We start from the raw sequence: 24,038 nt of genomic DNA, 5'->3' as shown, positions 1-24,038 counted from the left end.
GTCAACCAATTAAGGCAAAGCTTCCAATGATAATAATTACTCAAGCTTCACTATTAACAAGCTTGGCCATATTCTCTTATGGTCAAGCTGAACCACTGACCGCATTGTTTAACTGTGAGAATTTGTCATCAAGCGAAGCCGTGGCGACCTGCTTCCGGAACGAGGCGCAGCAGCTCCGCACCCGTATCGCCCAGGGCGATGTGATGGTGATCGATAAGGCCGCAGCGGAAGAACGCAGCCGGTCCACCTTTGGACAGAGGCGTGACGAAACCATCGCCGCAACGCTTGGCGTAGAGGCTCCGGACCGGATCGAATCAACTTTGGCGAGTGCCGCTGCGCTGGGTGACGGGAAGCATCGCTTCACCCTGGCCGACGGCTCCCAATGGTTGCAAACCGACAGCGACCGCGTGCGCCCCGGTATGCGCGCCGGCCAATCTGTCGTGGTCAAACGCGCCACGCTTGGCAGCTATTTCCTGCAAATCGAAAACAGACGCGACATCCGCGTCCGCCGCGTGGACTAGGCGCAAAAGAAAAGGCGGTAGCCGAAGCTACCGCCTTCCCTTTTGTAGACCGAGTGGTCGTACTTCTTAGAACTTGGCGCGGGCCGAGATCGAGAAGTTACGGCCGAACAGACCCGGATAGTAGATCTGCACGTCGGTGTTGGCCTGACCGTTGTAAACGCCGATCGGCAGCAGCGGAGCGGTCTTGTCGAAGACGTTACCGATGAAGGCCGTCAGTTGCAGGCTGTCGGTGACATTCCAGCGGGCCGAGAAATCGACGTAGCTAGCGGCCGGGGTCTTGTAGACCGTGTCATCGAAGGCGTTGGTGAAGGTGACGTCGTTCAGTTCCGGGGTGTACGACCAGCGGCCGAACAGGGTCCAGTCACCGATGTCGTAGGTCACCGACAGAACCGACTTCCAGTCGAACGATGCGCCGCCGATGGAGGCCCATGCGTTACCGACATCGTCGTCGCCGTCGAAGTTCAGCTCTTTAACGATGGTGAGCAGTTCGTTGAAGGCCAGACGGCCCTTCCAGCCGTAGTCAGCCAGGTCGACGCTCCAGTCGATCTGGGTGTCGTAGCCCTTCGTACGGTAGAAACCACCGTTCACGCGGCTGGTGTTGACGTAGTCCAGCTGACCGGTGACTTGGTCACGGAACACCTTCGAGCAGGCGGTGGAGTTGATGTCCAGGCCGCTGTAGCAGGAGTTCACCCAGTACGAAGCACCCAGCGACGCAATGATGTCGGTGATTTCGATATCATAGTAGTCGATGGTGGCGCGGAAGTTGCCGATCGGGAACGACTTCGGCTGGAACACTGCACCGATGGTGAAGGTTTCGGCCGATTCCGGCTTCAGGTCCGGGTTACCGAAAGCGAAAGCTTCGGTCTGGCTGTTAGCCTGGGTAAGACCCGTGGTGAAGTCGATCGCCGGAGCTTGCAGGTTACACAGGTTAGCCAGAGCGCCCGAAGGAGCTTGACCGCCCTGGATCATGCAGGGGTCGATAACCGACGGGAAGCCTTGGTCACCGTTTTGGAACAGCTCGAAGATGCTCGGAGCACGAACAGCCGAGTTGAACACGGTACGGAACTTCAGCCAGTCGAGCGGCTCGTATTCCAGACCAACCTTGTAGGTGTCCAGACCGCCAACGGTGCTGTAGTCCGAATAGCGGTAACCGAAGTCCAGGCCCAGGTACTTGGCGGCCGGCAGGTCACGCAGCAGCGGAACCGACAGTTCGCCGTACAGTTCGGTCACGCTGACCGAGCCGTTTTGGTCCTGAATGGCGTTGAAGCCATAGATGTTACCGGCGCGCTGTTCATTGTCGACTTGGAACGATGCGCGGCTTTCACGCCATTCCACACCAAACACAGCAGCCAGATCACCAGCCGGCAGGGTCATCAGCGAACCACGAACGAAGGCAGCCAAGCGCGACTCTTCGATGTCGGTGGTCGAGAAGGTCGGAACGGTCAGGAAGTTGACCATTTCCTGCGTCAGAGTGCCTTCGCCAAAGATATCCAGCGGCACGCAGCCCGGCAGTGCATTCGAGCCCAGCGAAGCACCCGAGGTCGGATCCTGACAGCCCGACAGACCTTGGAAGAAGGCGGTCTTGTTGGCCGAGTTCTTGCCGTTGTCCTGCAGCTGGTTCTTGCCATAGCTGGCGGTCAGCGACCAATCCCAGCCCGAGTCACCGAAGTCACCCGACAGGGTACCGATCATCGACAGGGCGCTAGACTTGGTCTCACCCAGACGCGGACCCAGTTCGTTGGTACGACGGTCCATGTTGAACGGAGCCAGCGGATCAGCACGAGTTTGCAGCGCAGCCCACAGGTCGGCGTGCTTGGTCTGGATCAGGTCCTGCATGGCCGGGGTCAGGTTGACAACCAGACCGGTGGCCGGGGTCGGAGCCAGCGAAACTTCTTGCCAGGTGTTGGCATAGTTCAGACGCAGATCCAGGCGGACGCCGTTCTCGAAGTCATAGTGACCGACGGTCGAGATATTGAAGCGCTCCGACGGCAGGATCAGGTAGTTGTCCGGGCCGTAGTTATAGCGCGACGAACCAGCAGCGCGATCCGGAACTGTACAACCGCCCGAACCCGCAAACGGCGTCAGCTTGCCCGAGGTGTCGAACGACAGGTTGCCTGCGTTATAGTCAGCAGTGTTGGCCACACCATCGCAATTGACGTCATAATTGCCGGCCAGGAAGTTGGTGTTACCAGCGCCAGCAACCGCGGCACCCAGACCCGCGAACGGGTTGTTGCCGTTGTTATAGATAGTACCCCAAGCCGAGGTGCCCGAACCACCCGAGAAGTAGTTACCGCCACCACCGGCGACAGCATCCCAGTACTCTTGGGCGCTACCGACGACAACCGGACGGCCATCAGCGGTGTAGGCAACGCCGCGCGAGACCGAAGCGAACGGAACGTCGCCTTGGCTTACGCCCTCACGGCTGTAGTAGCTGGCGTAGGCGGTCATGTTACCGCGACCGTTGGCGAAGTTACCACCGATCAGGCCGTTGATGGTGAATTCCGGCTTGTAGCCGTCGAACGACTGGGCGTAGGAGGCCGAGATTTCGGCACCTTCGTAGTCGTCCTTCAGGACGAAGTTCACAACGCCGGCAACAGCGTCCGAACCGTAAACGGCAGATGCACCACCGGTCACGACTTCAACGCGGTTGATCAGGGCCGACGGGATCGAGTTGATGTCGACAACGCCGGTGGTCGACGAAGCCGGAACACGCTCGCCGTTGACGATGACCAGAGTACGCGAGGTACCCAGACCACGCAGGTCGACGGTTGCGAACGATTCACCACCCGAGTTGTTCGAGGTAGCCATGTTACCGGCAACCACCGACGGCAGTTGGTTCAGCAGGTTTTCGACCGACAGCGTGCTGGTCAGTTCGATGGTTTCGGCGGTCACGGTCGTGACCGGGCTCGGAGCATTATAGTCCTGACGGACGATACGCGAACCAGTGACGACGATGTCCTGGACCTGGGTGGTCTCCGATTCCTGAGCGTGGGCCATGCCCGCAGCGCCCAGAGCCGTAAAGCCGGCGATAATCGAAGTTGCGAGCAAGCGCTCGCGCTTTGAAATCGACTTCATGTCTCTCTCTTACCTCCAAATGGACCGGCGAAATTCGGTTACCCCCGTCTCAACCGGCCCTGTTTCCCCGTCAGCAAATCCAGCGGAACTCTGGTTTGTGACCGACATCCACCCGTAGAACTTTATGGCACAGCTAGGCCAACACAATTAACTTCGGGCAACAAATCGGCCTAGATAATGTCATAATTTAGCAACGCTTTGGATCAGCCGCTCAAAGCTAAGCTATTTCTATATAGAGGAATTAGCAGGTGAAAATTTCCAACAACCTTTGCAGTATCGCAGTTCTTTCATTTGGAATTGCGACATTTTTAGTGCCAACTTCTAATAGCCACGCTCAAAGCGCGAACGCTGTTCCGGATACCGGCACGAGCCTCAACACCCTGCTCGCCTGTGGCGAAATTGCCGACGGCACCGCCCGCCTAGCGTGCTTTGATTCTCGGACCTCGCAGGTGAAGGCCGAGATTGCCAGCGGCGATCTTGTCCCTGTTTACAAAGCGGAAATCCGCGCTGCCCGTCGCGGGCTGTTTGGAATTGACCGTATCAGCGTTCCGCAATTTCTATCCTCGGACTCCGAAGAGATCAGCGAGATCGAAACGACAATTGTGTCCGCAAATCGTTCACCGGCAGGTGTGTGGCGGTTCGTGCTCGCCGACGGTTCGGAATGGGAGCAGCTGGACACATCCAACCCCTATTTCTCGTCGCGACCGGGCACCGAAGTGCGCATCCGCAGGGGCGCGATGAACAGCTATCTGCTGACCGTGGGACGTGCGAGCGCGATTAGGGTAAACAGACGCCGCTAATAGGGTTCGCGGGGTTGTCCATGCAGTTCATCAAATCGTTCGACTTTGAATACGGCCGCTGTGACCGGCTGTCCGAACGGGTCGAGCGCGTGATTGCCAACAACCCCGGTCCCTTCACCTTTACAGGGACCGGCACCTATATCGTCGGCGGAAGCCATGAAGGTGCCGCTGTGGCGGTGATCGATCCCGGGCCGTTGGATGAGGTGCATCTGGATGCCCTGCTGCGCGCCATCGGCAGCCGCGCGGTCAGCCACATCCTTGTCACCCACACCCACGCCGACCACTCTCCTCTCAGCGAACGTCTTTCCAAGGCGACGGGTGCTGCCATCTATGCCGCCCCCCTGCCCCACAACGCAGGTGGCGGGCAACTCGATGCCGAGGACGACGACCGATTTAGCCCCGACGTGCTGGTCAGCGATGGCGACCGGATCGAGGGCCATGGCTGGACCCTCGAAGTGGTTGCCACCCCGGGCCATGCGTCCAACCACATCTGCTTTGCGCTGCTGGAAGAAAACGGCCTGTTCAGTGGCGATCACATCATGGGGTGGTCGACCACCATCGTCGCCCCGCCGGACGGCAATATGAGCCAGTATATGGCCAGTCTGGACAAGGTGATCGCGCGCGACTTCCACGTCATTTGGCCCACGCACGGTGCCCCGATCACCGACGTCGCGCCATTTCTTGCTGGCTATAAGGCGCACCGGCTGGAACGCGAGCGCCAGATACTGGAACGACTTTCAGCGGGTGATCGCACCATCGCCGAGATGGTGCCCGTTCTCTATGCCGCCGTCAGTCCGAGCCTGTGGCCCGCGGCCAGTCTGTCGGTGCTGTCGCATCTGCAAAAGCTGGTGAATGACGGCACCGTTTCGGTCGCGGGGCAAAGCGGGCTGGAGGGCGTCTGGACCCTCGTTCAGCCCGTCAACGCAGGGCGTTAATCTCGGCCACCACCTTCTTGGCGAGGTCGCAGGCGCGCGGGCCGACCGCGAGCTGATCACGTCCTGCCACGCGGATATCGGTGCGGCCCGGACGGATGCGGACGGTCACGTCGTGCTGGATGCCGAACCACATGCCCTGCTGCCAGCCTTCGACACGGAAGGGCGATGTTCCCATGACGGTCAGCCCCGCCTGTTTCATGCCCCAAGCCACAACCTCGGGGGCCAACTGGCTGTCGATGCCTTCAAGGCCGTCGCATTTTTGCGGCTGGCTGGCCGGAACACGTTCGGCACGGCGCTCGGACAGCATCTGGCGACCGAAGGCTGGCGGCTCTTCCAGATCGCTCGCGACGTCGCGGGGCGCAGGATAAAAGCGGATGGCCTGCACCTGATAGATCAGCAGGCTGGCAAGCCCGACCACCAGCGCAGTGGCAGCATAGGGCCATACCGGACGCGACCAGAAGACCAACAGGATCGACAAGACGCCTGCCAGCCCACCTATCCACGCCATGGCCAGCCCGCCGCGAAGGGTGACGACCTGAAGCGCGGGCTTCAGGTCCGCCAACCCCATTCGGACAGCCAGAACAGCCACCAGAGCAACCAATGGTGCGATCACCGCAAGAAATACGGCCAACTTCGCCAGCTTCAATGCCGTACGGTTCACCCCTGCCATACGCTCGCTCCTTAGGCGTTTAGATCTATGTCGCTGAAGGTAAACGATAATCCTTCATGCGCTCGCGCAACAGCTTCTTGTCGATCTTGCCCGTTGCGCCAAGCGGAATCTCGTCCACTGCGACAACATCATCGGGCATCCACCACTTGGCGATCTTGCCTTGCAGGAAGTCGAGATGCTCCTGCTTGTCCAGTATCTCGCCCTCTTTCAGCTTCACGATCAGCAGCGGGCGCTCGTCCCATTTGGGATGGGCCGCACCGATAACCGCCGCCAGTTCGACCTTGGGATGGCCGACAGCAAGGTTTTCGATCTCGATAGAACTGATCCACTCACCGCCGGACTTGATCACATCCTTGGCGCGGTCGGTGATGTGCATGAAACCGTGCTGGTCGATGGTGGCCACGTCGCCGGTATCGAAATAGCCGTCCTCGTCCACGATGGGCCCGTCACCCTTGAAATAGGCCTTGGCGACGGTCGGTCCTTTGATCAGCAGGCGACCGAAGGTTTCGCCATCATGCGGCAGTTCCTTGCCATCGTCGCTTTCCAGTTTCAGCGACACCCCTAGCGGCGGGATGCCTTGTTTGATGCGTTGGCGGATCTGGTCGTCCTTGTCCCACGCGCGCATTTCCGGCCTCAGGTTGGAGATGGTCCCGACGGGCGAAGTTTCGGTCATGCCCCAGCCCTGAACCACCTCGATACCGTATTCGTCCTCAAAGGCGCGGATCAGCATTTCCGGCACTGCCGCGCCGCCGATCAGCACGCGCTTGACGGTGGACAGCCGCACGCCCGTGTCGCGCATATGCTGCAACAGCCCCTGCCAAACGGTGGGCACCGCAGCCGAGAAGGTCACGCCCTCGGTTTCCAGCATCTCATAGATTGAAGCACCGTCCATCTTTGCGCCCGGCATGACCAGCTTGGTCCCCGTCGCCGGCGCGGCAAAGGCGATACCCCATGCATTGGCATGGAACATCGGCACCACCGGCAGGATCACATCATCAGGCGTCGCGCCCAGAACCGATGCCTGCATCGTCATCAGCGTGTGCAGGAAGTTGGAACGGTGCGAATACAGCACGCCCTTGGGATTGCCCGTGGTGCCAGAGGTGTAGCAGAGGCCACAGGCGGTATTCTCGTCAAACCCGCCCCAGACAACATCGGCAGAGGCTTGGTCGATCAGGTCCTCATAGGCCTCGCAGTTCGGCAGTTTGGTCTGCGGCATGTGCGCCTTGTCGGTCATAATGACAAAGCGTTCGACATTGGGAATATGCGGCAGGATCGCTTCGAGCAGCGGTACGAAGGTCAGGTCTGTCAGCACCACGCGGTCTTCGGCGTGGTTGATGATGTAGACCAGCTGCTCAGCGAACAGGCGCGGGTTCAGCGTATGGCACACCGCGCCGATACCCATGATGCCGTACCATGCCTCGACATGACGGTCGGTGTTCCAGCACAGGGTCGCAACACGATCGCCGGCATTTATGCCCCACGCCTTCAATACATTGGAGAATTTCTTGGCTCGGTCATGGACCTCGGCATAGGTCACGCGTGTGATCGGACCTTCCACGGAGCGGGTCACCACCTGCGTATTGGGGTGCCAGTTCCGCGCGTGGTCCAAAATGCGGTCCACGGTCAGCGGCCAGTCCTGCATCAGTCCGAGCATTAAGCGTTCCTCCTGTCTTTCCCTTGGTGCCTTTATTGTTTTGTGATCAGCACTCACCGAACGCTATGACATTAAAGCCTCGGTACGCAACGTGACCTAGGGTCAGCATTTGCGCGACAAATTGATCTTATTGCCCATTGGTCTTCTTGCGCCGACGCCCGCGAGGGTGAAAGAGACGCGTCCATGACCATTCTTATTGCTATCACTGGCGGCTCGGGCTCGGGCAAATCCACCCTTGCCGAGGCGCTTATTGACGGACTGCCGTCGGGCACCGCCTGCCTCCTGCGCGAAGATTCCTATTACAGGGACGCCGCTTCGGTCCCCGGCTTTGATCCGGCAACGCACGACTTTGACCACGTCGATGCGCGCGATCACGATTTGCTTATCCGTGACCTGATGACCCTGAAGAATGGTCAGGACATCGTCGCCCCCGTCTATTCCTTTCTGACCCACGGCCGCGAGCCGGGTGGCGAACCGATCAAGGCCGCAGAGGTGGTGGTCATCGAAAGCACCCACCTACTGTGCAATCCGCAGCTGACGGCGCTGTTCGACATCAAGGTCTATGTCGATACCCCGGCTGATATCCGTTTCATCCGTCGCCTACTTCGCGATCAGGTCGAGCGTGGCCGCACCGCCGATTCCGTGGTGAACCAGTACCTGCTGACCGTTCGTCCGGGGCACGAGTCCTTTACCGAGCCGTCTCGCGTCCACGCTGACTTTATTGTCGCTGACGCTACGGCGGCGGTTCGTCTGGTCGACAACCTTGCCGTCAAACGTTTGGTCGCTCCGGTACTTACCCATCCTCTACTCGAGAAGTTTCGAGCCTGATGTATTAGAATGAAAACAACCCGATCAGTCCTAACTGTCGGGTTTTTTCATGTAGTTACAAAATAAATACCGTCGGTATCCTTGCGTCGCAGCTTCTGCTACGACACAGTCAAGGTTAACTACTGCTAAGCTTTGACGGTATCGCATGGCCCCGGGTCGTGACCCACGTATTGACTCTATCATTCGCGAAGCGCGTCTGCGCTTCGTGACCGACGGCTATGCCGCTGCGCGTATCGAGCCTATTTCCCGTGCCGCAGGCGTGTCCACGGCCACACTCTACACCTTCTTCCCCAGCAAGGCGCATCTGTTCGAAGCCGTCATCGAGGCTGCCTCTCAAGAGTTTTACGATCGGGTCAGCGTCGTCGCGTCCAACAGCCAGCCGTCACGCGAACGCATGACCGAGTATCTGGTAGGCTATGCCGAGTTCCTGTCGGACGCATTCGTCCGCAAGATGTTCCGGCTGGTCATGGCCGAGCGTCCCCGCTTTAACGACAAGGCGGTCGAGTTCTTTGACAAAGGCCGCGGCGACATCGCCCACGAACTGATCACCATGGTCGAAACCCTGGCGGAAGACAGCGTGCTCAAGGTGCACAAGCCCAGCTGGGCCATCACCCAATTGCTGGGCATGATCGAATACCCGCTGCTGCTGTTGCCGCTGGCATCGGGCAAAGATCCGGTTCAGTCGCGCAATGGCCGCGCCATCGTCGAGGATGCCATCGAGACCTTCTGGGCGCGCTACGCCGCCTAGGCCGCTTTACGGGTAAAGGCGCTCGATCACCCAGTTGCCGTCGCGCTTCACAAAGCGGATGCGGTCGTGCAGGCGGAATTTGCGGTCACGCCAGAACTCGATAGCCACCGGAACCAGTCGCCAGCCCGACCAGTGCGGCGGACGCGAAACGTCCTGCCCTTCAAAACGGGCGGTTTCCTCGGCCACGCGGGCCTCCAGCTCGTCACGGCTGGCCAAGAGGCGCGACTGGGCCGAGGCCCATGCGCCGATCCGGCTTTCACGCGCACGGCTGGCGAAATAGCTGTCGGCTTCCTCTGCGGTGACAGGCTCCACATGGCCGCGCACCCGCACCTGACGGCGCAGCGACTTCCAGTGGAACACCAGCGCCGCCTGCGGACGCGCCGACAGTTCCCGCCCCTTGGCGCTCTCGAGGTTGGAGTAGAAGGTGAACCCGCGTCGATCCAAATCCTTCAGCAGCACGATCCGCGCATCCGGCATGCCGTCCGCATCCACGGTGGCCAGCGTCATGGCATTGGGATCGTTCGGCTCGCTCTGCCCTGCCTCGGCCAGCCAGTTGGCAAACACCGCATAGGGATCGCCGCCGTCAAAGATGCTGTCGTCCGCATTGCGGACCAGCTGGGCGTCATAGTCTTCGCGAGAGGGGCTGGGCGGGATCACAGGGTTGCTCATAGTCCCGCCTTATAGCGCCCTGCCCGCGCCCGCCCAACGGCTCAAGCGATCAAATCGGATGGATTACGGTTAACGGGCTCTTGACCATATTGGGCCAATACTGCCCCCATGAACGAGAGACAGCTAACGGTAGCCCAAGCGTACCGGGTGCTGGGGCTGAACGGCCCCGTCACACCGTCAGAGCTATCCGCCGCCTTCCGCAAGGTGGCCAAGGCTGTTCACCCTGACTCGCCGCGCGGCGATGTCATTCTGTTCCGCTATGTGCTGGACGCCTATCACCTGCTTCAGCAGCAACCGCCCTCGCGCCCGCTGCTTCAGGCTCCGGCCAGCGGGCTGCGCGTGGTGCGCCCTCCGGCAGAGGTGGTCATCACCCCGCTTCAGGCACTCAAGGGCGGCATTGCCAGCACCTATATCCGCGACCGCCAATACCGTCTGCGACTGGCCCCCGGCCTGCGCCACGGCGACCGCCTGCGGCTCAAGAATGTCGGCACGGTTCCGGTCAGGATCAAACCGGCACAGGGCCTGTCGGTCTTTGGCGACGACCTGTTCTTCCAGACCGCTGTCGATGCCCAGTATCTGCGCGATGGAGGCCGGATAGAGGTCCTCACGCCGCTGGGGCCGCAAACCGTCTGGCTGGTGCCGGATATGGAATCGCCTGTGCGGCTTTGCCTCGACGGATTGGGGCTGCCTGCGCGTGGTTCGTACAAGACGGGCGACCTGATTATTTCCCTTACCGCCCGCCAGTCGCCCCTGTCCGAAGCCGAGTATCGACGCGAACGCTTCACTGAGGTCTGGACGGCACGGGCGACTGCTGCGTAAAGCCGTACCCATGTCACATAACAGCTTCGGTCACCTGTTCCGCATCACCACCTGGGGCGAAAGCCACGGGCCGGCCATTGGCGTCGTCGTTGACGGCTGCCCGCCGTTGATCCCGCTGACCGAAGCGGACATCCAGCCTTTTCTGGATCAGCGCAAACCGGGCGGCAGCCGCTTTGTCACCCAGCGCCAAGAGGCCGACGCGGTGAAAATCCTGTCGGGCGTGTTCGACGACGGTAACGGCCCCGTCACCACCGGCACGCCGATCAGCCTGATGATCGAAAACACCGACCAGCGGTCCAAGGACTATGGCGAGATCGCCCACGCCTTCCGCCCCGGTCACGCCGACTTCACCTATCAGGCCAAGTACGGCATCCGCGACTATCGCGGCGGTGGCCGCTCATCCGCCCGCGAAACGGCCAGCCGCGTCGCCGCTGGTGCCGTGGCGCGTAAGGTTCTGGGTGACAGCATCCAAATCCGCGCAGGCGTGGTGCAGCTGGGTCCGCACCGCATCCCTGACGGCCAGATCGACTTCAGTGCCGTTTACGACAACGCCCTGTTCGCGGCGTCCAATGAAGTCGTGCCGGAATGGGAAGCCTATCTGGATACCGTGCGTAAAGCGGGCTCCAGCATCGGTGCGGTCGTCGCGCTGGAAGTCACCGGCGTTCCCGCCGGATGGGGCGCACCGCTTTATGCTAAGCTCGATAGCGAACTTGCATCAGGGCTGATGACCATCAACGCCGTCAAGGGCGTGGAAATCGGCGCGGGCTTTGAGGCCGCCATGCTGTCAGGCGAGGAAAACGCCGACGAGATGCGTATGGGCGAAGATGGCGAACCTGTCTTCCTGTCGAACAAGGCGGGCGGCATCCTCGGCGGCATCTCGACGGGCCAGCCCGTCACCGCCCGCGTGGCCTTCAAGCCCACCTCCTCCATCCTCACCCACCGCCAGACCATCAACCGCGATGGTCAGGAAGTGGACCTGCGCACCAAAGGCCGCCACGACCCCTGCGTCGCCCTGCGCGGCGTTCCGGTCGTCGAAGCGATGGCAGCGATTGTGCTGGCGGATGCGAAGCTACGGCATCGGGCGCAGGTGGGGTAACGCTTCCCATCCTCTGCTCGCAGGGGAGAGACTTACCATTTCTGAAAATAGCGCCATCGCCAGACTATCAAATTCGCGATAATCTATGCCATAGGAAGTGATTTCATGGCCTAATGCTTATCTGTTACATCGGAAGATGATTTTTCTTTAATGAACACCTCTAAAAAATCCCGATCTACAAAACAGAAATCTACAAATACGTCTGCAGGTATAGACGGCAATACGCTAATCAGATTTCCTAGCGCAACACGCTCGCAATCACTTAGTAAATTTTCTACATACTTATAGCTAACCGCCCTCTTATCAGTGTTGCGAAGCATATCTCCATTCATCCAAAAATACTCTGCAAGCTCAGCTAACTGAACACCGTATTCAGGGCTAATATCAAGCGGTGAAATGGCTTCAATTTTTTCTGCATGACGGATCAACATCTGCCCAGTTCGATCTGCCTGCTTTATAGGAACCACTGCCTCTGGATCTTTAGCCTCCGCATAAGAAGACCTCATGGCGTTAGAGGCCCTCAATACCCTTAAGCCCGCACCAACCGCAGCCAAATTTCGCTTATCGTCAGCGATAGAGATTAACTCTCTCGCTTCATCTTGAGACTGCTTTGCGTGTTCGAGCTGTTGCTCGGCCATATCCAAGCTGCGATTAGTATTCCTCTGCCCCAGCACTATCGCGATTATCGCCGCAACGCTGCTTAGAACAGAGCCTACCGCTCCGAAATCAATCTTCGTCGCCCAGCAAACGTCCATCCGCTCCTCCCCCTTTGTGGTGCGATACTCACAATGAAGAGACTTCACTAACTCGCAAGCAAATCTCACCCTGTAACAATCCGTGATCCCCTTACCCCTATTCGTAACAGTAACTGTTCCTTATATAGCTCTCAACGACGCAGCAACGGGCTGCACACTTTAAGCGTTGGGGAGATCACCATGATCGATGTCCGTCCTTTCAATACCCTCGGTGGTGCCAACCACGGCTGGCTGAATGCCAAGCACCACTTCTCGTTCGCCAACTATTACGACCCGAACCGTATGGGCTGGGGCCGTCTGCGCGTCTGGAACGATGACGAGATCGGTGCGAAGTCGGGCTTTCCGCCCCACCCGCACGCCGACATGGAAATCATCACCTATGTCCGCACGGGGGCCATCACCCATCAGGACTCCATGGGCAACCAAGGCCGCACCGCCGCTGGCGATGTGCAGGTCATGAGCGCCGGTATCGGTGTGCGTCACGCCGAGTACAATATGGAGAACGAGCTCACGACCCTGTTCCAGATCTGGATCGAGACGGACCGTCCGGGTGCCGAGCCGTCGTGGGGTCAGCGCGAGTTTCCGAAGGCCGACCGCTCGGGCAAGTTCACCGTCGTCGCTTCCGGCGATCCGGCGGACGAAGCCCTGAAGATCAACGCCGACGCCAAGGTTCTGGCCGCCACCCTGAAGGCGGGCGAGAGCCTGAGCTATGACCTGAAGTCGGGCCGCCGCGCCTATCTGGTCCCCGCCGTGGGTCAGGTGGACGTGAACGGTACCCACCTCAACGCCCGCGACGGCGCAGGCATCATCGACGAGGCCGTGATCACCATCACCGCCAAGGAAGATGCCGAACTGGTGATGGTCGACAGCCTGTAAGGCGGTCGTATCCCCCAACGATCAAGGGCGCTGGATCACTCCAGCGCCCTTTTTCGTATTTCTAGGATTGGGTCGCCCGCCACACCATGCGGGCGTTGGCAAAGGGCTGGCCCTGATCGTCCGCCTCGCGCTGGCTCTCGATGATGAAGCCATAGCGTTCATAGAAGGCCATGGCCTTGGCGTTGTCGGTATAGACTTCCAGCGTCAGGCGGTCGTGGCGCGTGGCCGCGAAATCCAGCAGTTGCCGCCCTACGCCCTGCCCCTGCTGTTCCGGATCAACAAACAGCGCCGCGATATGGCTTTTCAGCAGGCACAGGAAGCCGATGGCTTTACCGCCCCGCTCGGCCACCCATGTGCTGGCCATCGGCAGATAGACATCCTCCATCAGCGGCTGCTGCTCGCGCAGTGTCGCCTCTCCGATAAAGGGGTGAGCGATGATCGACGCCCGCAGCCAGATATCCGACAGCACGGACGTATCCTTGTCCGCTTCGAAACGGCGGATGGTGACGGCTTCCTGCATGGTTTCCCCGTTCACGCGCGACGCAAGGTCCAGATGACCAAGGCCGCGATGGACGACGCGCCGACCGCTGCGACGATGGGCAGGGCCTGAGCCATCTGCCCCTGCGCCGCCGCCCACGTCAGGCCCATCAGAACACCGCCGCCCGCCACCACCGCCATGGCCAGACGCGAGAAACGCTCGACCGCGCGCAGGCGGGCAAGTCGCTCCATCACCGCATATTCGAACGCGGGGTCCGGCTGTTTCGGCGTGTCCGCCGCCATCAGCGCCATCAATTTCTGTTCGGGGGTCATGCGGCACCTCCAAGTGCTGCGACAAGCTTTTCGCGTCCACGGGTACAATGGGACTTTACCGTCCCCAACGGCAGGCCCAGCGAAGCCGAAATCTCGGCATGGGTCCAGCCCTCGGCCAGCGACAGGGCGACACAGGCGCGGGCTTCGGGTGCCAGCGACCGCATGGCCTGTTCCATGGCCAGCCTGTCCTCCTGAGTGATGCCATCGGGTACGGACAGGGATTGCAGCCAGTCCTGATCGCGGCGGGCGCGGCGCTGGCTGCTGCGGATGTGATCCTGCGCCCTGCGCCACGCTATGCCGATCAGCCATGATTTGAAGCGTTCCGGCTCGCGCACGGCGTAAAGGCTCTGCCACGCGTGGACAAAGACCTCCTGCGCCACGTCGTCGGCATCGGCCCAGCCACCGCCCAGCATCCGGCGCAGGAAACCCCGCACCATCGCCTGATGGCTGGCCATCAACCGCCCATAGGCAAGGTCCGAGCCGTTCTGCGCCTCGGACAGCCAACGGATGTCTTGCGGTGTCATAAGGATCGCGCCCCGTAACCGCCGCGCCTATTTCTTGAACGTCAGGGCGACGGCCATGATCAGCGACCAGACCGCGACCGCCCCCATGGTGAAGGCGACAATGGCGAAAGGATATCCAGCCGAGCCGGACGACCATGAGGCATAGGCAAAGCCCGCGGAGAAGACCGTGAACAGCCCTACCAGCGACCAGTAATGCAACGGTCCCTGGACCTTGGCAGGGCCGGACGGCAGGGGATTGGGGGCCGTGACACCGGCTTCCGCCAGCGAATAGGTCTTGGTCAGAGCCGCCAGCACTTCCGGCGGCGGAGCCTCACCTTTTTCGGCGTAGACCTTGAGCACATCCAGCATGGCGCGATGCTGGCGATACTTCAGGAACGAGGTAAAGGCGGCAAAGAAAATCCCGAAGATCGGGATCAGCATCGCAAGATAGAGAAAGTTCATGACAGCGCCCTCCGGTGGCGACGATAACGTTGTTCTATCCGTTAGTCGTCACCGTGGGTGCTGTTGGATGCAGCGGCGCTAAAAAATATCCGCCTTAGCGGACGCCGATGTATTTGTGCGTCTGGATGCCAAGCCGCCATTGCGGGTGTTTCAGGCAGTATTCCATGGCCGCCTGGGTGTTAGCGGCTTGGTCAGGACCGTCCATCGGTTGCAGCCAGAAACGCTCGAAATCCATGTGCTCGAAACGCTCGGGCATGGCCTTTTCCTGCGGATAGACCAGTTTCAGCTCCTGCCCCGAGGTCTGGACGACTTCGGCATCGGCCTTGGGGCTGATGCAGATCCAGTCGATGCCTTCGGGGGCTTTGAGGGTGCCATTGCTCTCGATGGCGATCTCGAAACCGCGCGCATGCAGGGCGTCGATCAGCGGCGTATCCAGTTGCAGCAGAGGCTCGCCGCCCGTGCAGACGACCAGTTTGGGATCGCCCTCGCGGCCCGTCCAGAAGCTGTTCACATGGTCGGCCAGCATTTCGGCAGTCTTGAACTTGCCGCCGCCGTCGCCGTTGGTGCCGACGAAATCGGTGTCGCAGAAGGTGCAGACGGCGCCCTCGCGGTCCCGCTCCAGCCCGCTCCACAGGTTGCAGCCCGCAAAGCGCAGAAATACCGAGACGCGTCCCGCCTGCCCCGCCTCGCCCTGCACCGTCAGGAAGGTCTCCTTGACCGAATAGGTCATCAACCTTCCTTCCACTGGCGGTAACCCGCCTCGCGCAGTTCGCACGCGGCGCAGGTGCCGCAGCCATATCCCCATTCATGGCGATGCTCGCGGTCGCCCGCATAGCAGGTGTGCGAAGTCTCGATGATGGAATCCACCAACGGCTGGCCGCCGATGCCGTTGGCCAGCTCCCACGTCTGGGCCTTGGTCAGGTACATCAGCGGGGTTTCAATCGGCACAGGACGGTCCAGACCCAGCGTCAGGGCCTGTGACATGGCGTCGATGGTGGCCTGACGGCAGTCGGGATAGCCCGAATAATCCGTCTCGCACACGCCCGTCACCAGCACCTCCAGACCGCGACGGTCCGACAGGGCGGCCGCCGCCGTCAGGAAGATCAGGTTGCGCCCCGGCACAAAGGTGGTCGGCAGGCCGCGCGCGTCCATTTCGATGGCTTTTTCGCTGGTCAGGCTACTTTCGGCGATCTTGCCATACCCCGTTAGGTCAACGACATGATCGTCGCCCAGTCGGTCCGCGAACTGAGGCAGAACGCGCTTCATATCCTCGCGGACAGCCAAACGCGCTTGCATTTCAACCACATGTCTTTGACCGTAATCAAAGCCAATCGTCTCAACGCGCTGATATCGGGCCAGTGCCCAAGCGAGGCATGTGGCGCTGTCCTGCCCACCGGAAAACAGAACAAGGGCGGATTGGAACTTAGACGGTTGAGAAGCGTTCATGAAAAACCTGCGGTCGGCCAAGGGCCGCGCGCATCCGAAAAGTCACTGGGGTTGAAGCGAAGATTGGCGCTTATACCCCTATTGCCCCGCAGCTGCAAAAGAGCCGGATTTTCAAAAACGCGAACAGTGCTAATGAGGCACAGAATCCAGCTTAACCGTTCCGCAAAGAATTGCGGGTGATGTTGGGTTTCCATTGGTGGAGTGCGGCCAAATGCCGACGGTAGAGACGCTCACAGAACGTGTGCCTCCAATTAGCTCGACGGCCTCGGTGCCGGATGTGTTCAATTGGTTTCAGGCCCACCCGGATATACAGGCCCTGCCTGTTGTTCACGACGGACGCCCTGTCGGCCTTATCGACCGCCAAGACTTTCTCCTAAAACTTGCATCACCACTCGGAAACAGCCGTTACGCGAACCGCCCTGTTTCGTGGATCATGGACAGTGATCCGCCCGTGGTTGAAGCCAACACCCGTATCTCCGCCTTTTCCGACCTGATCCTGAAATCCAGCGCATCCACCCTGATGCGCAGCTTCATCGTCACCGACAACGGCCAATATCTGGGGCTCGGCACCGCGATCCGCCTGTTCCATTTCGTCAACAACCAGCAGGCCGAGCGCATCGCCGAGCAGCAGGCCGAGATTGACGAGCTGAAGGCCCGCCACGTCGATGAAAAGGCCGTCGCCAAGGCCCAGACACGCTTTGTCGACACGCTGGTCACGACCCTGCGCCAGCCGCTCGAAACGGTCGATGCCTTTGCCAATCTGCTGGAACGCCAGCATCTGGCCCCCGAACATCACGATCACGTCGAAGCCATCCAACAGGCGTCGCGTGAAGGTCAGAACTTGCTGGGCATGGCGCGCGACCTCGCCAATGCCGAAGCGGGCGAGTTTTCGCTGAACCGCCAGCCCACGGTGCTGCGCAGCATCACCGAACGGCTTGCCGCCGAATGGAAAGACCGCGCCGAGAGCGCCGGTGTCTCGTTGGTGGTCGGCTATGAGGGCGACACCGAGCTGACCGTCGAGATCGACGAGGCCCGCTTCCTCACCACCTGTGGCACCCTTCTGGGCAATGCGCTCAAATGGTCGCGCGACGGCATGGTCGAGTTCAGCCTGAAGGCCAAGATCGTCGATCAGGATGTCGATCTGGAAGTGCGCGTCCGCGATGATGGTGCTTCGCTAGATGACGACCAACTGGCCAACTGCTTTGGTCCCTTCTGGCAAACCGGCGACATCGGCACCTCCATGTCGTGGCATCTGGTCACCAGCATGGGCGGCCGTATCTTTGCCGAGCGCAACCATGGTCGCGGCACGACCTACGGCTTCGATACGCGCGTCGAGCGGACTGTCGCTCCGGTGGCCGAAGAGACGACCGTCGCCCGTCTGGAAGGGCTGGAACTGTCCAGCCGTCCGCACGTCCTGATCGCCGACGACAATGCGACCAACCGCGTTGTCGCGCGCGCCCTGTGCGAAATGTTCGGCTGCACTTCTGAGACCGTCGAGGACGGTCAGGAAGCCGTAGACACCGTCCGTGGCGGGAATTTCGACCTGATCCTGATGGACATCAAGATGCCGCGTCTGGACGGCGTTCAGGCAACGCGCGCCATCCGCGCCCTGCCCGACGACCGTTCCACTACGCCGATCATCGCCCTGACGGCCAATGCCGATCCGGACGATGTGGCGGGCTATCTGGATGCCGGCATGGTCTGCGTGGTCGAAAAGCCGATCAAGCCCGAACGCTTGCGCATGGCCATCCTGCGCGCTCTTTCGAGCCGCGAGGAAACGGTGCAGGCCGAAGATCACAGGCTGGACGGCACCCACAGCTAAACGGCTGTTTCTACTGGACATCACCCCCAAGGGTGACCACTGTTGTGCCTCAGACATATTGGCACACAAGGTCTTGTCATGCCCAATCCGGAACTCCTCGCCATACTGCCCCAGTTGGCGTCCGGTTCAGCCCACACCCACTCGCTAGGCTTCAAGCTGGAAAGCGTGGACGCGCCGCGCATCCGCATGCGCGTTCCCTATCGCAGCGAGTTCATCGGTGATCCGGATTCAGGCGTCCTTTCCGGTGGATTGGTTTCGACCCTGTTGGATCATGTGGGCGGTATGTCCGTATGGCTGGCGCTCAATCAATTCCAGTCGATTGCGACCTTGGACATGCGCGTGGACTACATGCGCGCTGCCGCCCCCGGCAAAGACCTGTTGGCCGAGGCGGAATGCTATCGCCTGAACCGAACCATGGCCTTCGTGCGGGCGTGGGCGTTCGAGGAAACGCCGGACAATCCCGTCGCGGCGTCCCAAGCGGCCTATATCATTCACAAGCCCGCCCTGCGCGATGCCGATCCGTCGGCAGGAGGCCGCTAAGATGACCGCACCCCTGCTAGACCACCTGCCCTACGCCCGCTTCCTGAACCTTCGCACCGAGGTGTACGGTGACGAGGTCACCGTTGTGATGCCGTTCTCGGACCATCTGATCGGCAACCCGCTGATCCCTGCCCTGCACGGTGGCTCGACAGCGGCTCTGTTGGAGCTGACGGCAGTGGCAAAGGTATCGCACGCCTTTCCACGCTTGCGACTTCCGCGCCCGATCAATGTGTCCGTGGCCTATCTGCGGGTCGGCAAGGCGGCCGATGTCTATGCCCGCGCCCACATCCGAAAAGCCGGCAAGAAGGTGGCCTATGTGACCGCCGAGGCGTGGCAGGAAAGCCTGGACAAGCCGATCGCAACCCTGACCGCCCATTTCCAACTTGATGATTCTACAGGGGATTAAGGCTTGGATTTAAAAATAGGTTAATAAACTATTAACAAACCCTTTACGAATAAGCTTAACCGTAGTTAAACATAATTCGCCAAACCGGCGTTTTATGGGGAACTCATTATGGACCGCACCGAAGTCGTCACCAGCATCTCGTCCGAGCTGTACGCCACGGAACAATCGGTTGATGCCGCTATCGCCCACGCTGCATCGATGGTTCAGGCGATGATCGCCGGCCGTTCGAACCTGGGAATCTCGCCGGTTGCAGGCTCGGCCTCGCAGACCAAGGCCCTCGCCACCCTCGCCGCTCTCTCGGCCGCCCGCGAAGCCATCGTGGAATGCCACGCTGAAATGCAGCGCGACCACCGCCGTATGGGCTGGGGCGTCTACGCCGCCGGTCCGGCTGACAAGCCGCTGGAATGGGACGACACCCCGATGCGCCCGCGCAAGGAAGCGATGCTCCGCGCCGTCTAATGCGGTAAGGCACCGTTTGTTAGGTAATTGCGTTCTATCTACCCCCATCGACTTGCTCGATGGGGGTTAGTTTTGTTCAACACTGTGATTGGCTGGATCGGTGCCGTATCCATGCTACTTGGTTGTACGCTCGCCCTAACCTTAGGCGGACGACAGGAACGGGTCGCAGCCACCGCCTATTTGCTCGCGTGGCTTTTCTCGACGTTCGTCCGATTTACGCTGGCTGGTACCGTGCTCGAGTCAGGATTGGTTCTGGCGCTCGATGTCACCCTTCTGACGATTTTTGCAGCGCTGGTCTGGAAAGCCCCACACAACTGGCTCGTTTGGGCAACCGCCTTTCAGCTATTGGTTGCAACGCTCCAGTTTCTTTACCTCATCGAGTTCGCGCCGCCGATCTCGGCTTATTTCACCATAGTGAACGTCTCTTCCCTCGGCATCATCGTATCCATGTGTGTGGGAACGGTCGCGGCCTGGCAGGAACGGTCGGTATTCGCCTCGGCGCGCGATGATCTAGGTAGATATTCCTAACGCATTAACCTAGCCTGAGCTTCCCCCAGGAAGCTCACATGCCGCTAACCCACGCCAAGATATGGAGAGGTTTGGACGCCCTCGCCAAACGCGAAGGCCTCTCGCCATCGGGCTTGGCACGACGGGCGGGATTGGACCCGACCAGTTTCAACCCCTCCAAACGCTATGGACCGGGAACGCCGCCGCGCCCGCGCTGGCCCTCGACCGAAAGCGTCATGCGCGTTCTGGAAAGCTCCCACGTCACTCTGGGCGAATTCGCCATTCTGGCCGATGACACGGCCGAAACCACCCTGCCCCTTCTGGGACTGGCGAAGGCGGGCAAGGAAGGCTTCTTCGACGACAGCGGGCTTCCTGTCGCCGAGGGCTGGGACCGTATCAGCCTGCCCATGGGGGGCGACGGCCTGATCGCGCTGGAGATCGACGGGGATTCCATGGAGCCGCTGTATCGTGCGGGCGACAAGGTCATTGTCGATCTGACCGACACCCGCGTGCGCGTGGGTGACCGCGTCGCGCTTCGCACCGTTCAGGGCGAAACCCTCGCCAAAGGCTTGGGCCGCGTGACATCGGCGTCGGTTGAGCTTGTGTCCGTCAATCCGGCCTATCCGCCCCGTGTGATCGCACGCGCGGATATTCAATGGATGGCCCGTATCGTCTGGGTCAGCCAATAGAAAACGGGCCGCCCCCTTTCAGGACGGCCCGCTTCACTCAACCTAGCGGCTGTTATCAGTAGTTGCTGACATAGCGGGCATTCACCCAGCCCCCGCCAGCGATCTGGATCCACTCGCCTTCAGACGCCACCGCAGTGAAGGGCTGACCCGCCGACAGGCTGCCGACCTGGCTATAGCCCGTACCCGGACCCGAGCGGATGCGCAGGTTCGACGTCGAGCGATACATATCGCCACCAGCCTGCTGGCCCGCACGGGCGCGCTGCTGGTTACAACCGATGTAAGAACCCGCGGCGGCACCGGCACCTGCGCCGATCACGGCACCCAGTGCCCGTTCATTACGCGATACCTGACTGCCGGCCAGACCACCCAGTACGGCACCGATTGCGGCACCCGCCTGCTGGCGGCCACCCGGCGCGTCACAGTTGGTGATGCCATTGGCCTGTGCATTGGCGGTCATCGGCAGCGAAACCGTACCGAGCGCGGCGATCAGCGAAGCGGTGGCCAGTCCGGCCTTAAAAATCTTCGACATGGCTCTCTCCTGTGTTCGAGTTGGTCGAGACAGGAATAATGCGCCATCGCGCCTGAAGGCTCCCCGACAGGAGCGGTCATTTTACGTTCATCTTACAAAAAAGGCCGCCTCCGGCTGGAAGCGGCCCTTTTATTTCAATGGGTTGTTAATCAGGCAGCCAGTTCGCCCTTGGCACCCTTTTCGATCAGTTCGATGGTTTGCGGCAGGCCATAAATGGCCGCAAACGAACCAAAGCGCGGGCCTTGCGATGCACCCAGCAGCACTTCGTAGAGGGCGGCGAACCACGCGCGCAGCGGGTCAAAGCCGTGTTCCTTGCCGACGGCATAGACTTCGTTCTGGATGACTTCGCCATCCGTGGTGTCCTGCGGCAGGGCCTTCAGACGACCTGCGAGGTCCAGAAGCGCCTTCTGCTCCATCTCGGTCGGTGCGCGATAGACCTTCGTGGGCTTCACGAAGTCCTCATAGTAGTTCAGCGCATAGTCCATCAGACGGTCGAGCAGCGGCTCGTTTTCCGGCGTGGCATCCGGCAAGTATTTGGCAAAATAGGCCCACAGCTGCGCCTTGCTCGAGGCATTGGCCACCGCGACAAGGTTCATCATCAGCGAGAAGCTGACCGGCGAGGTCGTCTCCGGCGGGTTGCCGCCGTGGATCGACCAGACCGCATTGTCGATCTGCTTCTTCGGCTCCTGCGTCTTGTACTGCTCGACGAAGGACATCCAGTCGTCGGTCGCGCGCGGGATCACGCCGAAGTGCAGGCTCTTGGCCGACTTGGGCGACTGGAACATGTACCAGCTCAGCGATTCCGGCGGGCCGTAACGCAGCCACTCTTCCATCGTCAGGCCATTGCCCTTCGACTTGGAAATCTTCTTGCCCTCGATATCGAGGAACAGTTCGTAGTTGAAGCCGACCGGCGGCGCGCCATCCAGAACGCGGCAGATCTTGGAGCTTTCACGCACGGACTCGATCAGGTCCTTGCCGGCCATCTCATAGTCCACGTCCAGCGCGGTCCAGCGCATGGCCCAGTCCGGCTTCCACTGCAGCTTGACGTGGCCACCAGTGACCGGAACCTCGGTGCGACGGCCCGCGGGGTCGTCGAACACGATGGTGCCCTTCTCGAGGTTGCGCTCGAGGGTCGGGACTTGCAGCACGTGGCCGGTGATCGGGCTGACCGGCAGGAACGGCGAATAGGTCGCGCGGCGCTCTTCGCCCAGCGTCGGCAGGATGATGTTCATCACCGCATCGAAACGCTCGAGCATCAGCAGCAGGGTTTCGTCGAAACGACCCGACTTGTAGGTCGCGGTCGAGGACATGAACTCGTAATCGAAGCCGAAGCTGTCGAGGAAGGCGCGCAGACGGGCGTTGTTATGCGCGGCAAAGCTGTCGTGGGTGCCGAACGGGTCACGCACCGCCGTCAGCGGCTTGTGCAGGTCTTCGCGCAGCATTTCCGGATTCGGGATGCCTTCCGGCACCTTGCGCAGGCCGTCCATGTCATCCGAGAAGGCGATCAGCTTGGTTTCCCAGTGATCTCCGGTCAGGGCGCGGAAGGCGTTGCGGACCATGGTGGTGCGGGCGACTTCGCCGAAGGTGCCCATGTGCGGCAAGCCCGACGGGCCATATCCGGTCTCGAGGATGACCGGACGGGCCAGACCCTCGAACTGTTTCAGAGCCTCGTCCGCCTTGCCAGCATCGATCAGGGACTGCGCGACAGCACGGTCGGCATCCGACAGCCGTTTTTTGAGCACGTGCGCCAACAGGTTGCGGGCTTGCTCAAACGGCCACGAACGGGCCTCACGGGACAGGGTTTCAAGGTTCTGTAGCATCGGGCGGGTTTGCCGCCTCGCACGCGCGGGGTCAACGACGACTTATCGCCATAGCGGCGGTTTTTGCAGGTCTATCGCGCTTTGAGCACATTGCGGATGGCCAGACTGGAGTGGATGCGCGACACGCCGGGCAGGCGCGACAGCACATCCTTGTGCAGCACCTCATAGGCCGCCATCGTCGGTGCCACCGCCCGCACCACATAGTCGGACGCTCCCGCCATCAGGTAACAGTCGCGGATTTCAGGATAGTGGCGCACCGCCTCCTCGAAGCGGCGCATATATTCATCCGTCTGTTTTTCCAGCGAAATCTGGACAAAGGCTACAAGTCCCTCCTCCTCGTCCGCACCCAGCAGAGCGGTATAGCCACGGATGACACCGCGCTGCTCCAACTGGCGCACACGACGCAGGCAGGCCGAGGCGGAAAGCCCAACAGAATCAGCAAGATCGGCATTGCTGATACGGCCATCGACACGCAGCTTTTGGATTATACGGCGGTCAACTTCGTCCAGAGCCAGCACAATTATCAACCGTCAAGTTTGAAGATTATTGCGTTGAGCATCTCATATTCACTGAACATTGCGCAATAAGGCAGGAAACGT

At 60.7% G+C, this 24,038-nt stretch carries 28 protein-coding genes; 14 read left to right on the top strand and 14 right to left on the bottom strand.

The annotated features are described in order from the left end of the window. The first annotated feature begins 122 nt into the window (after window positions 1-122). Window positions 123-521, top strand: coding sequence for a hypothetical protein (locus tag Q0Y42_RS02185; protein WP_297799679.1), 399 nt, complete (start codon window positions 123-125; stop codon window positions 519-521). A gap of 66 nt (window positions 522-587) precedes the next feature. Here the strand turns inward: Q0Y42_RS02185 and Q0Y42_RS02180 are convergent, their stop codons facing one another. Then, window positions 588-3,596, bottom strand: coding sequence for a TonB-dependent receptor (locus Q0Y42_RS02180; protein ID WP_297799677.1), 3,009 nt, complete (start codon window positions 3,594-3,596; stop codon window positions 588-590). Window positions 3,597-3,844: 248 nt separating this feature from the next. Here Q0Y42_RS02180 and Q0Y42_RS02175 point away from each other — a divergent pair, with 248 nt between their 5' ends. Together Q0Y42_RS02175 and Q0Y42_RS02170 are read left to right on the top strand one after the other, a co-directional pair. Beyond that, complete coding sequence (locus tag Q0Y42_RS02175; protein ID WP_297799675.1) at window positions 3,845-4,396, top strand: hypothetical protein; 552 nt, start codon at window positions 3,845-3,847, stop codon at window positions 4,394-4,396. A gap of 20 nt (window positions 4,397-4,416) precedes the next feature. Continuing rightward, entirely contained in the window at window positions 4,417-5,331 is a 915-nt protein-coding gene (locus Q0Y42_RS02170; RefSeq protein WP_297799673.1) for an MBL fold metallo-hydrolase, read from the top strand. Here the strand turns inward: Q0Y42_RS02170 and Q0Y42_RS02165 are convergent. After that, a complete protein-coding gene (locus tag Q0Y42_RS02165; protein ID WP_297799671.1) occupies window positions 5,315-6,001 on the bottom strand; it encodes a DUF1499 domain-containing protein in 687 nt (228 codons plus the stop codon). The two genes, Q0Y42_RS02170 and Q0Y42_RS02165, sit on opposite strands and share 17 nt — an antisense overlap. 25 nt (window positions 6,002-6,026) lie before the next feature. Further along, on the bottom strand, window positions 6,027-7,655 hold the full coding sequence (locus Q0Y42_RS02160; protein WP_297799669.1) for a long-chain-fatty-acid--CoA ligase: 1,629 nt from the start codon (window positions 7,653-7,655) through the stop codon (window positions 6,027-6,029). Between the two features lie 183 nt (window positions 7,656-7,838). Between Q0Y42_RS02160 and udk the strand changes: the two genes are divergently transcribed. Continuing rightward, on the top strand, window positions 7,839-8,483 hold the full coding sequence (gene udk, locus Q0Y42_RS02155; protein ID WP_297799667.1) for a uridine kinase: 645 nt from the start codon (window positions 7,839-7,841) through the stop codon (window positions 8,481-8,483). Between the two features lie 145 nt (window positions 8,484-8,628). Next, a complete protein-coding gene (locus Q0Y42_RS02150) occupies window positions 8,629-9,231 on the top strand; it encodes a TetR/AcrR family transcriptional regulator (protein WP_297799664.1) in 603 nt (200 codons plus the stop codon). Between the two features lie 6 nt (window positions 9,232-9,237). Here the strand turns inward: Q0Y42_RS02150 and pdxH are convergent, their stop codons facing one another. Then, a complete protein-coding gene (gene pdxH / locus Q0Y42_RS02145; RefSeq protein ID WP_297799662.1) occupies window positions 9,238-9,900 on the bottom strand; it encodes a pyridoxamine 5'-phosphate oxidase in 663 nt (220 codons plus the stop codon). A gap of 108 nt (window positions 9,901-10,008) precedes the next feature. On the opposite strand from pdxH, the gene Q0Y42_RS02140 reads away from it, so the two are divergent. After that, window positions 10,009-10,719, top strand: coding sequence for a J domain-containing protein (locus tag Q0Y42_RS02140; protein ID WP_297799659.1), 711 nt, complete (start codon window positions 10,009-10,011; stop codon window positions 10,717-10,719). 10 nt (window positions 10,720-10,729) lie between these two features. After that, window positions 10,730-11,815, top strand: a complete 1,086-nt coding sequence (aroC, locus tag Q0Y42_RS02135; RefSeq protein ID WP_297799658.1) for a chorismate synthase — start codon at window positions 10,730-10,732, stop codon at window positions 11,813-11,815. A 110-nt stretch (window positions 11,816-11,925) separates the two neighbouring features. Here aroC and Q0Y42_RS02130 read toward each other — a convergent pair whose 3' ends face one another. Beyond that, a complete protein-coding gene (locus Q0Y42_RS02130; protein ID WP_297799654.1) occupies window positions 11,926-12,453 on the bottom strand; it encodes a hypothetical protein in 528 nt (175 codons plus the stop codon). A gap of 297 nt (window positions 12,454-12,750) precedes the next feature. Here Q0Y42_RS02130 and Q0Y42_RS02125 point away from each other — a divergent pair, with 297 nt between their 5' ends. After that, window positions 12,751-13,446 carry a pirin family protein gene (locus Q0Y42_RS02125; protein ID WP_297799652.1) on the top strand — a complete coding sequence of 232 codons (696 nt, stop codon included), beginning with the start codon at window positions 12,751-12,753 and terminating at the stop codon, window positions 13,444-13,446. A 61-nt stretch (window positions 13,447-13,507) separates the two neighbouring features. On the opposite strand, the gene Q0Y42_RS02120 is transcribed toward Q0Y42_RS02125, so the two are convergent. The 6 genes from Q0Y42_RS02120 to queC form a co-directional block, all read right to left on the bottom strand. Beyond that, a complete protein-coding gene (locus Q0Y42_RS02120) occupies window positions 13,508-13,981 on the bottom strand; it encodes a GNAT family N-acetyltransferase (RefSeq protein WP_297799649.1) in 474 nt (157 codons plus the stop codon). After that, the gene (locus tag Q0Y42_RS02115; RefSeq protein ID WP_297799648.1) at window positions 13,978-14,256 is read right to left on the bottom strand and encodes a hypothetical protein; all 279 of its coding nucleotides are present in this window, start codon (window positions 14,254-14,256) and stop codon (window positions 13,978-13,980) included. Before Q0Y42_RS02115 ends, Q0Y42_RS02120 begins: the two co-directional genes overlap by 4 nt. Continuing rightward, window positions 14,253-14,780, bottom strand: a complete 528-nt coding sequence (locus tag Q0Y42_RS02110) for an RNA polymerase sigma factor (RefSeq protein WP_297799646.1) — start codon at window positions 14,778-14,780, stop codon at window positions 14,253-14,255. Before Q0Y42_RS02110 ends, Q0Y42_RS02115 begins: the two co-directional genes overlap by 4 nt. A gap of 27 nt (window positions 14,781-14,807) precedes the next feature. Further along, window positions 14,808-15,221 carry a hypothetical protein gene (locus Q0Y42_RS02105; protein ID WP_297799644.1) on the bottom strand — a complete coding sequence of 138 codons (414 nt, stop codon included), beginning with the start codon at window positions 15,219-15,221 and terminating at the stop codon, window positions 14,808-14,810. Window positions 15,222-15,315: 94 nt separating this feature from the next. Further along, the gene (gene queE, locus Q0Y42_RS02100; protein WP_297799641.1) at window positions 15,316-15,951 is read right to left on the bottom strand and encodes a 7-carboxy-7-deazaguanine synthase; all 636 of its coding nucleotides are present in this window, start codon (window positions 15,949-15,951) and stop codon (window positions 15,316-15,318) included. Then, window positions 15,951-16,667, bottom strand: a complete 717-nt coding sequence (queC, locus tag Q0Y42_RS02095; protein ID WP_297799639.1) for a 7-cyano-7-deazaguanine synthase QueC — start codon at window positions 16,665-16,667, stop codon at window positions 15,951-15,953. Before queC ends, queE begins: the two co-directional genes overlap by 1 nt. 211 nt (window positions 16,668-16,878) lie before the next feature. Between queC and Q0Y42_RS02090 the strand changes: the two genes are divergently transcribed. The 6 genes from Q0Y42_RS02090 (at window position 16,879) to Q0Y42_RS02065 (ending at window position 21,090) form a co-directional block, all read left to right on the top strand. Then, window positions 16,879-18,489 (top strand): response regulator, encoded by a 1,611-nt coding sequence (locus Q0Y42_RS02090; RefSeq protein ID WP_297799637.1) that lies wholly within the window; start codon window positions 16,879-16,881, stop codon window positions 18,487-18,489. Window positions 18,490-18,567: 78 nt separating this feature from the next. Further along, a complete protein-coding gene (locus Q0Y42_RS02085) occupies window positions 18,568-19,029 on the top strand; it encodes a PaaI family thioesterase (RefSeq protein WP_297799634.1) in 462 nt (153 codons plus the stop codon). A 1-nt stretch (window position 19,030) separates the two neighbouring features. Beyond that, complete coding sequence (locus Q0Y42_RS02080; protein WP_297799632.1) at window positions 19,031-19,435, top strand: PaaI family thioesterase; 405 nt, start codon at window positions 19,031-19,033, stop codon at window positions 19,433-19,435. A gap of 108 nt (window positions 19,436-19,543) precedes the next feature. After that, the gene (locus Q0Y42_RS02075; protein WP_297799630.1) at window positions 19,544-19,894 is read left to right on the top strand and encodes a hypothetical protein; all 351 of its coding nucleotides are present in this window, start codon (window positions 19,544-19,546) and stop codon (window positions 19,892-19,894) included. 72 nt (window positions 19,895-19,966) lie between these two features. Beyond that, window positions 19,967-20,422 carry a hypothetical protein gene (locus Q0Y42_RS02070; protein WP_297799626.1) on the top strand — a complete coding sequence of 152 codons (456 nt, stop codon included), beginning with the start codon at window positions 19,967-19,969 and terminating at the stop codon, window positions 20,420-20,422. Between the two features lie 71 nt (window positions 20,423-20,493). Continuing rightward, entirely contained in the window at window positions 20,494-21,090 is a 597-nt protein-coding gene (locus tag Q0Y42_RS02065; protein ID WP_366107911.1) for a helix-turn-helix transcriptional regulator, read from the top strand. 55 nt (window positions 21,091-21,145) lie between these two features. Here the strand turns inward: Q0Y42_RS02065 and Q0Y42_RS02060 are convergent, their stop codons facing one another. The 3 genes from Q0Y42_RS02060 to Q0Y42_RS02050 form a co-directional block, all read right to left on the bottom strand. Then, window positions 21,146-21,619, bottom strand: a complete 474-nt coding sequence (locus Q0Y42_RS02060; RefSeq protein ID WP_297799619.1) for an SH3 domain-containing protein — start codon at window positions 21,617-21,619, stop codon at window positions 21,146-21,148. Between the two features lie 149 nt (window positions 21,620-21,768). After that, on the bottom strand, window positions 21,769-23,439 hold the full coding sequence (locus tag Q0Y42_RS02055) for a lysine--tRNA ligase (protein ID WP_297799617.1): 1,671 nt from the start codon (window positions 23,437-23,439) through the stop codon (window positions 21,769-21,771). A 71-nt stretch (window positions 23,440-23,510) separates the two neighbouring features. After that, window positions 23,511-23,957 carry an Lrp/AsnC family transcriptional regulator gene (locus Q0Y42_RS02050; protein ID WP_297799614.1) on the bottom strand — a complete coding sequence of 149 codons (447 nt, stop codon included), beginning with the start codon at window positions 23,955-23,957 and terminating at the stop codon, window positions 23,511-23,513. Between the last annotated feature and the right edge of the window lie 81 nt (window positions 23,958-24,038).

The organism is uncultured Brevundimonas sp. (assembly GCF_947305955.1).
Lineage (GTDB): Bacteria > Pseudomonadota > Alphaproteobacteria > Caulobacterales > Caulobacteraceae > Brevundimonas.
This window is presented reverse-complemented; position numbering and strand designations above follow the sequence as displayed.

Coding starts and splice junctions, on each gene's coding strand:
- Q0Y42_RS02180 (WP_297799677.1), bottom strand. CDS start 3,596: ATGAAGTCGATTTCAAAGCGCGAGCGCTTGCTCGCAACTTCGATTATC.
- Q0Y42_RS02170 (WP_297799673.1), top strand. CDS start 4,417: ATGCAGTTCATCAAATCGTTCGACTTTGAATACGGCCGCTGTGACCGG.
- Q0Y42_RS02165 (WP_297799671.1), bottom strand. CDS start 6,001: ATGGCAGGGGTGAACCGTACGGCATTGAAGCTGGCGAAGTTGGCCGTA.
- Q0Y42_RS02160 (WP_297799669.1), bottom strand. CDS start 7,655: ATGCTCGGACTGATGCAGGACTGGCCGCTGACCGTGGACCGCATTTTG.
- udk (WP_297799667.1), top strand. CDS start 7,839: ATGACCATTCTTATTGCTATCACTGGCGGCTCGGGCTCGGGCAAATCC.
- Q0Y42_RS02150 (WP_297799664.1), top strand. CDS start 8,629: ATGGCCCCGGGTCGTGACCCACGTATTGACTCTATCATTCGCGAAGCG.
- pdxH (WP_297799662.1), bottom strand. CDS start 9,900: ATGAGCAACCCTGTGATCCCGCCCAGCCCCTCTCGCGAAGACTATGAC.
- Q0Y42_RS02140 (WP_297799659.1), top strand. CDS start 10,009: ATGAACGAGAGACAGCTAACGGTAGCCCAAGCGTACCGGGTGCTGGGG.
- aroC (WP_297799658.1), top strand. CDS start 10,730: ATGTCACATAACAGCTTCGGTCACCTGTTCCGCATCACCACCTGGGGC.
- Q0Y42_RS02130 (WP_297799654.1), bottom strand. CDS start 12,453: ATGGCCGAGCAACAGCTCGAACACGCAAAGCAGTCTCAAGATGAAGCG.
- Q0Y42_RS02125 (WP_297799652.1), top strand. CDS start 12,751: ATGATCGATGTCCGTCCTTTCAATACCCTCGGTGGTGCCAACCACGGC.
- Q0Y42_RS02115 (WP_297799648.1), bottom strand. CDS start 14,256: ATGACCCCCGAACAGAAATTGATGGCGCTGATGGCGGCGGACACGCCG.
- Q0Y42_RS02110 (WP_297799646.1), bottom strand. CDS start 14,780: ATGACACCGCAAGACATCCGTTGGCTGTCCGAGGCGCAGAACGGCTCG.
- Q0Y42_RS02105 (WP_297799644.1), bottom strand. CDS start 15,221: ATGAACTTTCTCTATCTTGCGATGCTGATCCCGATCTTCGGGATTTTC.
- queE (WP_297799641.1), bottom strand. CDS start 15,951: ATGACCTATTCGGTCAAGGAGACCTTCCTGACGGTGCAGGGCGAGGCG.
- queC (WP_297799639.1), bottom strand. CDS start 16,667: ATGAACGCTTCTCAACCGTCTAAGTTCCAATCCGCCCTTGTTCTGTTT.
- Q0Y42_RS02090 (WP_297799637.1), top strand. CDS start 16,879: ATGCCGACGGTAGAGACGCTCACAGAACGTGTGCCTCCAATTAGCTCG.
- Q0Y42_RS02085 (WP_297799634.1), top strand. CDS start 18,568: ATGCCCAATCCGGAACTCCTCGCCATACTGCCCCAGTTGGCGTCCGGT.
- Q0Y42_RS02080 (WP_297799632.1), top strand. CDS start 19,031: ATGACCGCACCCCTGCTAGACCACCTGCCCTACGCCCGCTTCCTGAAC.
- Q0Y42_RS02075 (WP_297799630.1), top strand. CDS start 19,544: ATGGACCGCACCGAAGTCGTCACCAGCATCTCGTCCGAGCTGTACGCC.
- Q0Y42_RS02060 (WP_297799619.1), bottom strand. CDS start 21,619: ATGTCGAAGATTTTTAAGGCCGGACTGGCCACCGCTTCGCTGATCGCC.
- Q0Y42_RS02055 (WP_297799617.1), bottom strand. CDS start 23,439: ATGCTACAGAACCTTGAAACCCTGTCCCGTGAGGCCCGTTCGTGGCCG.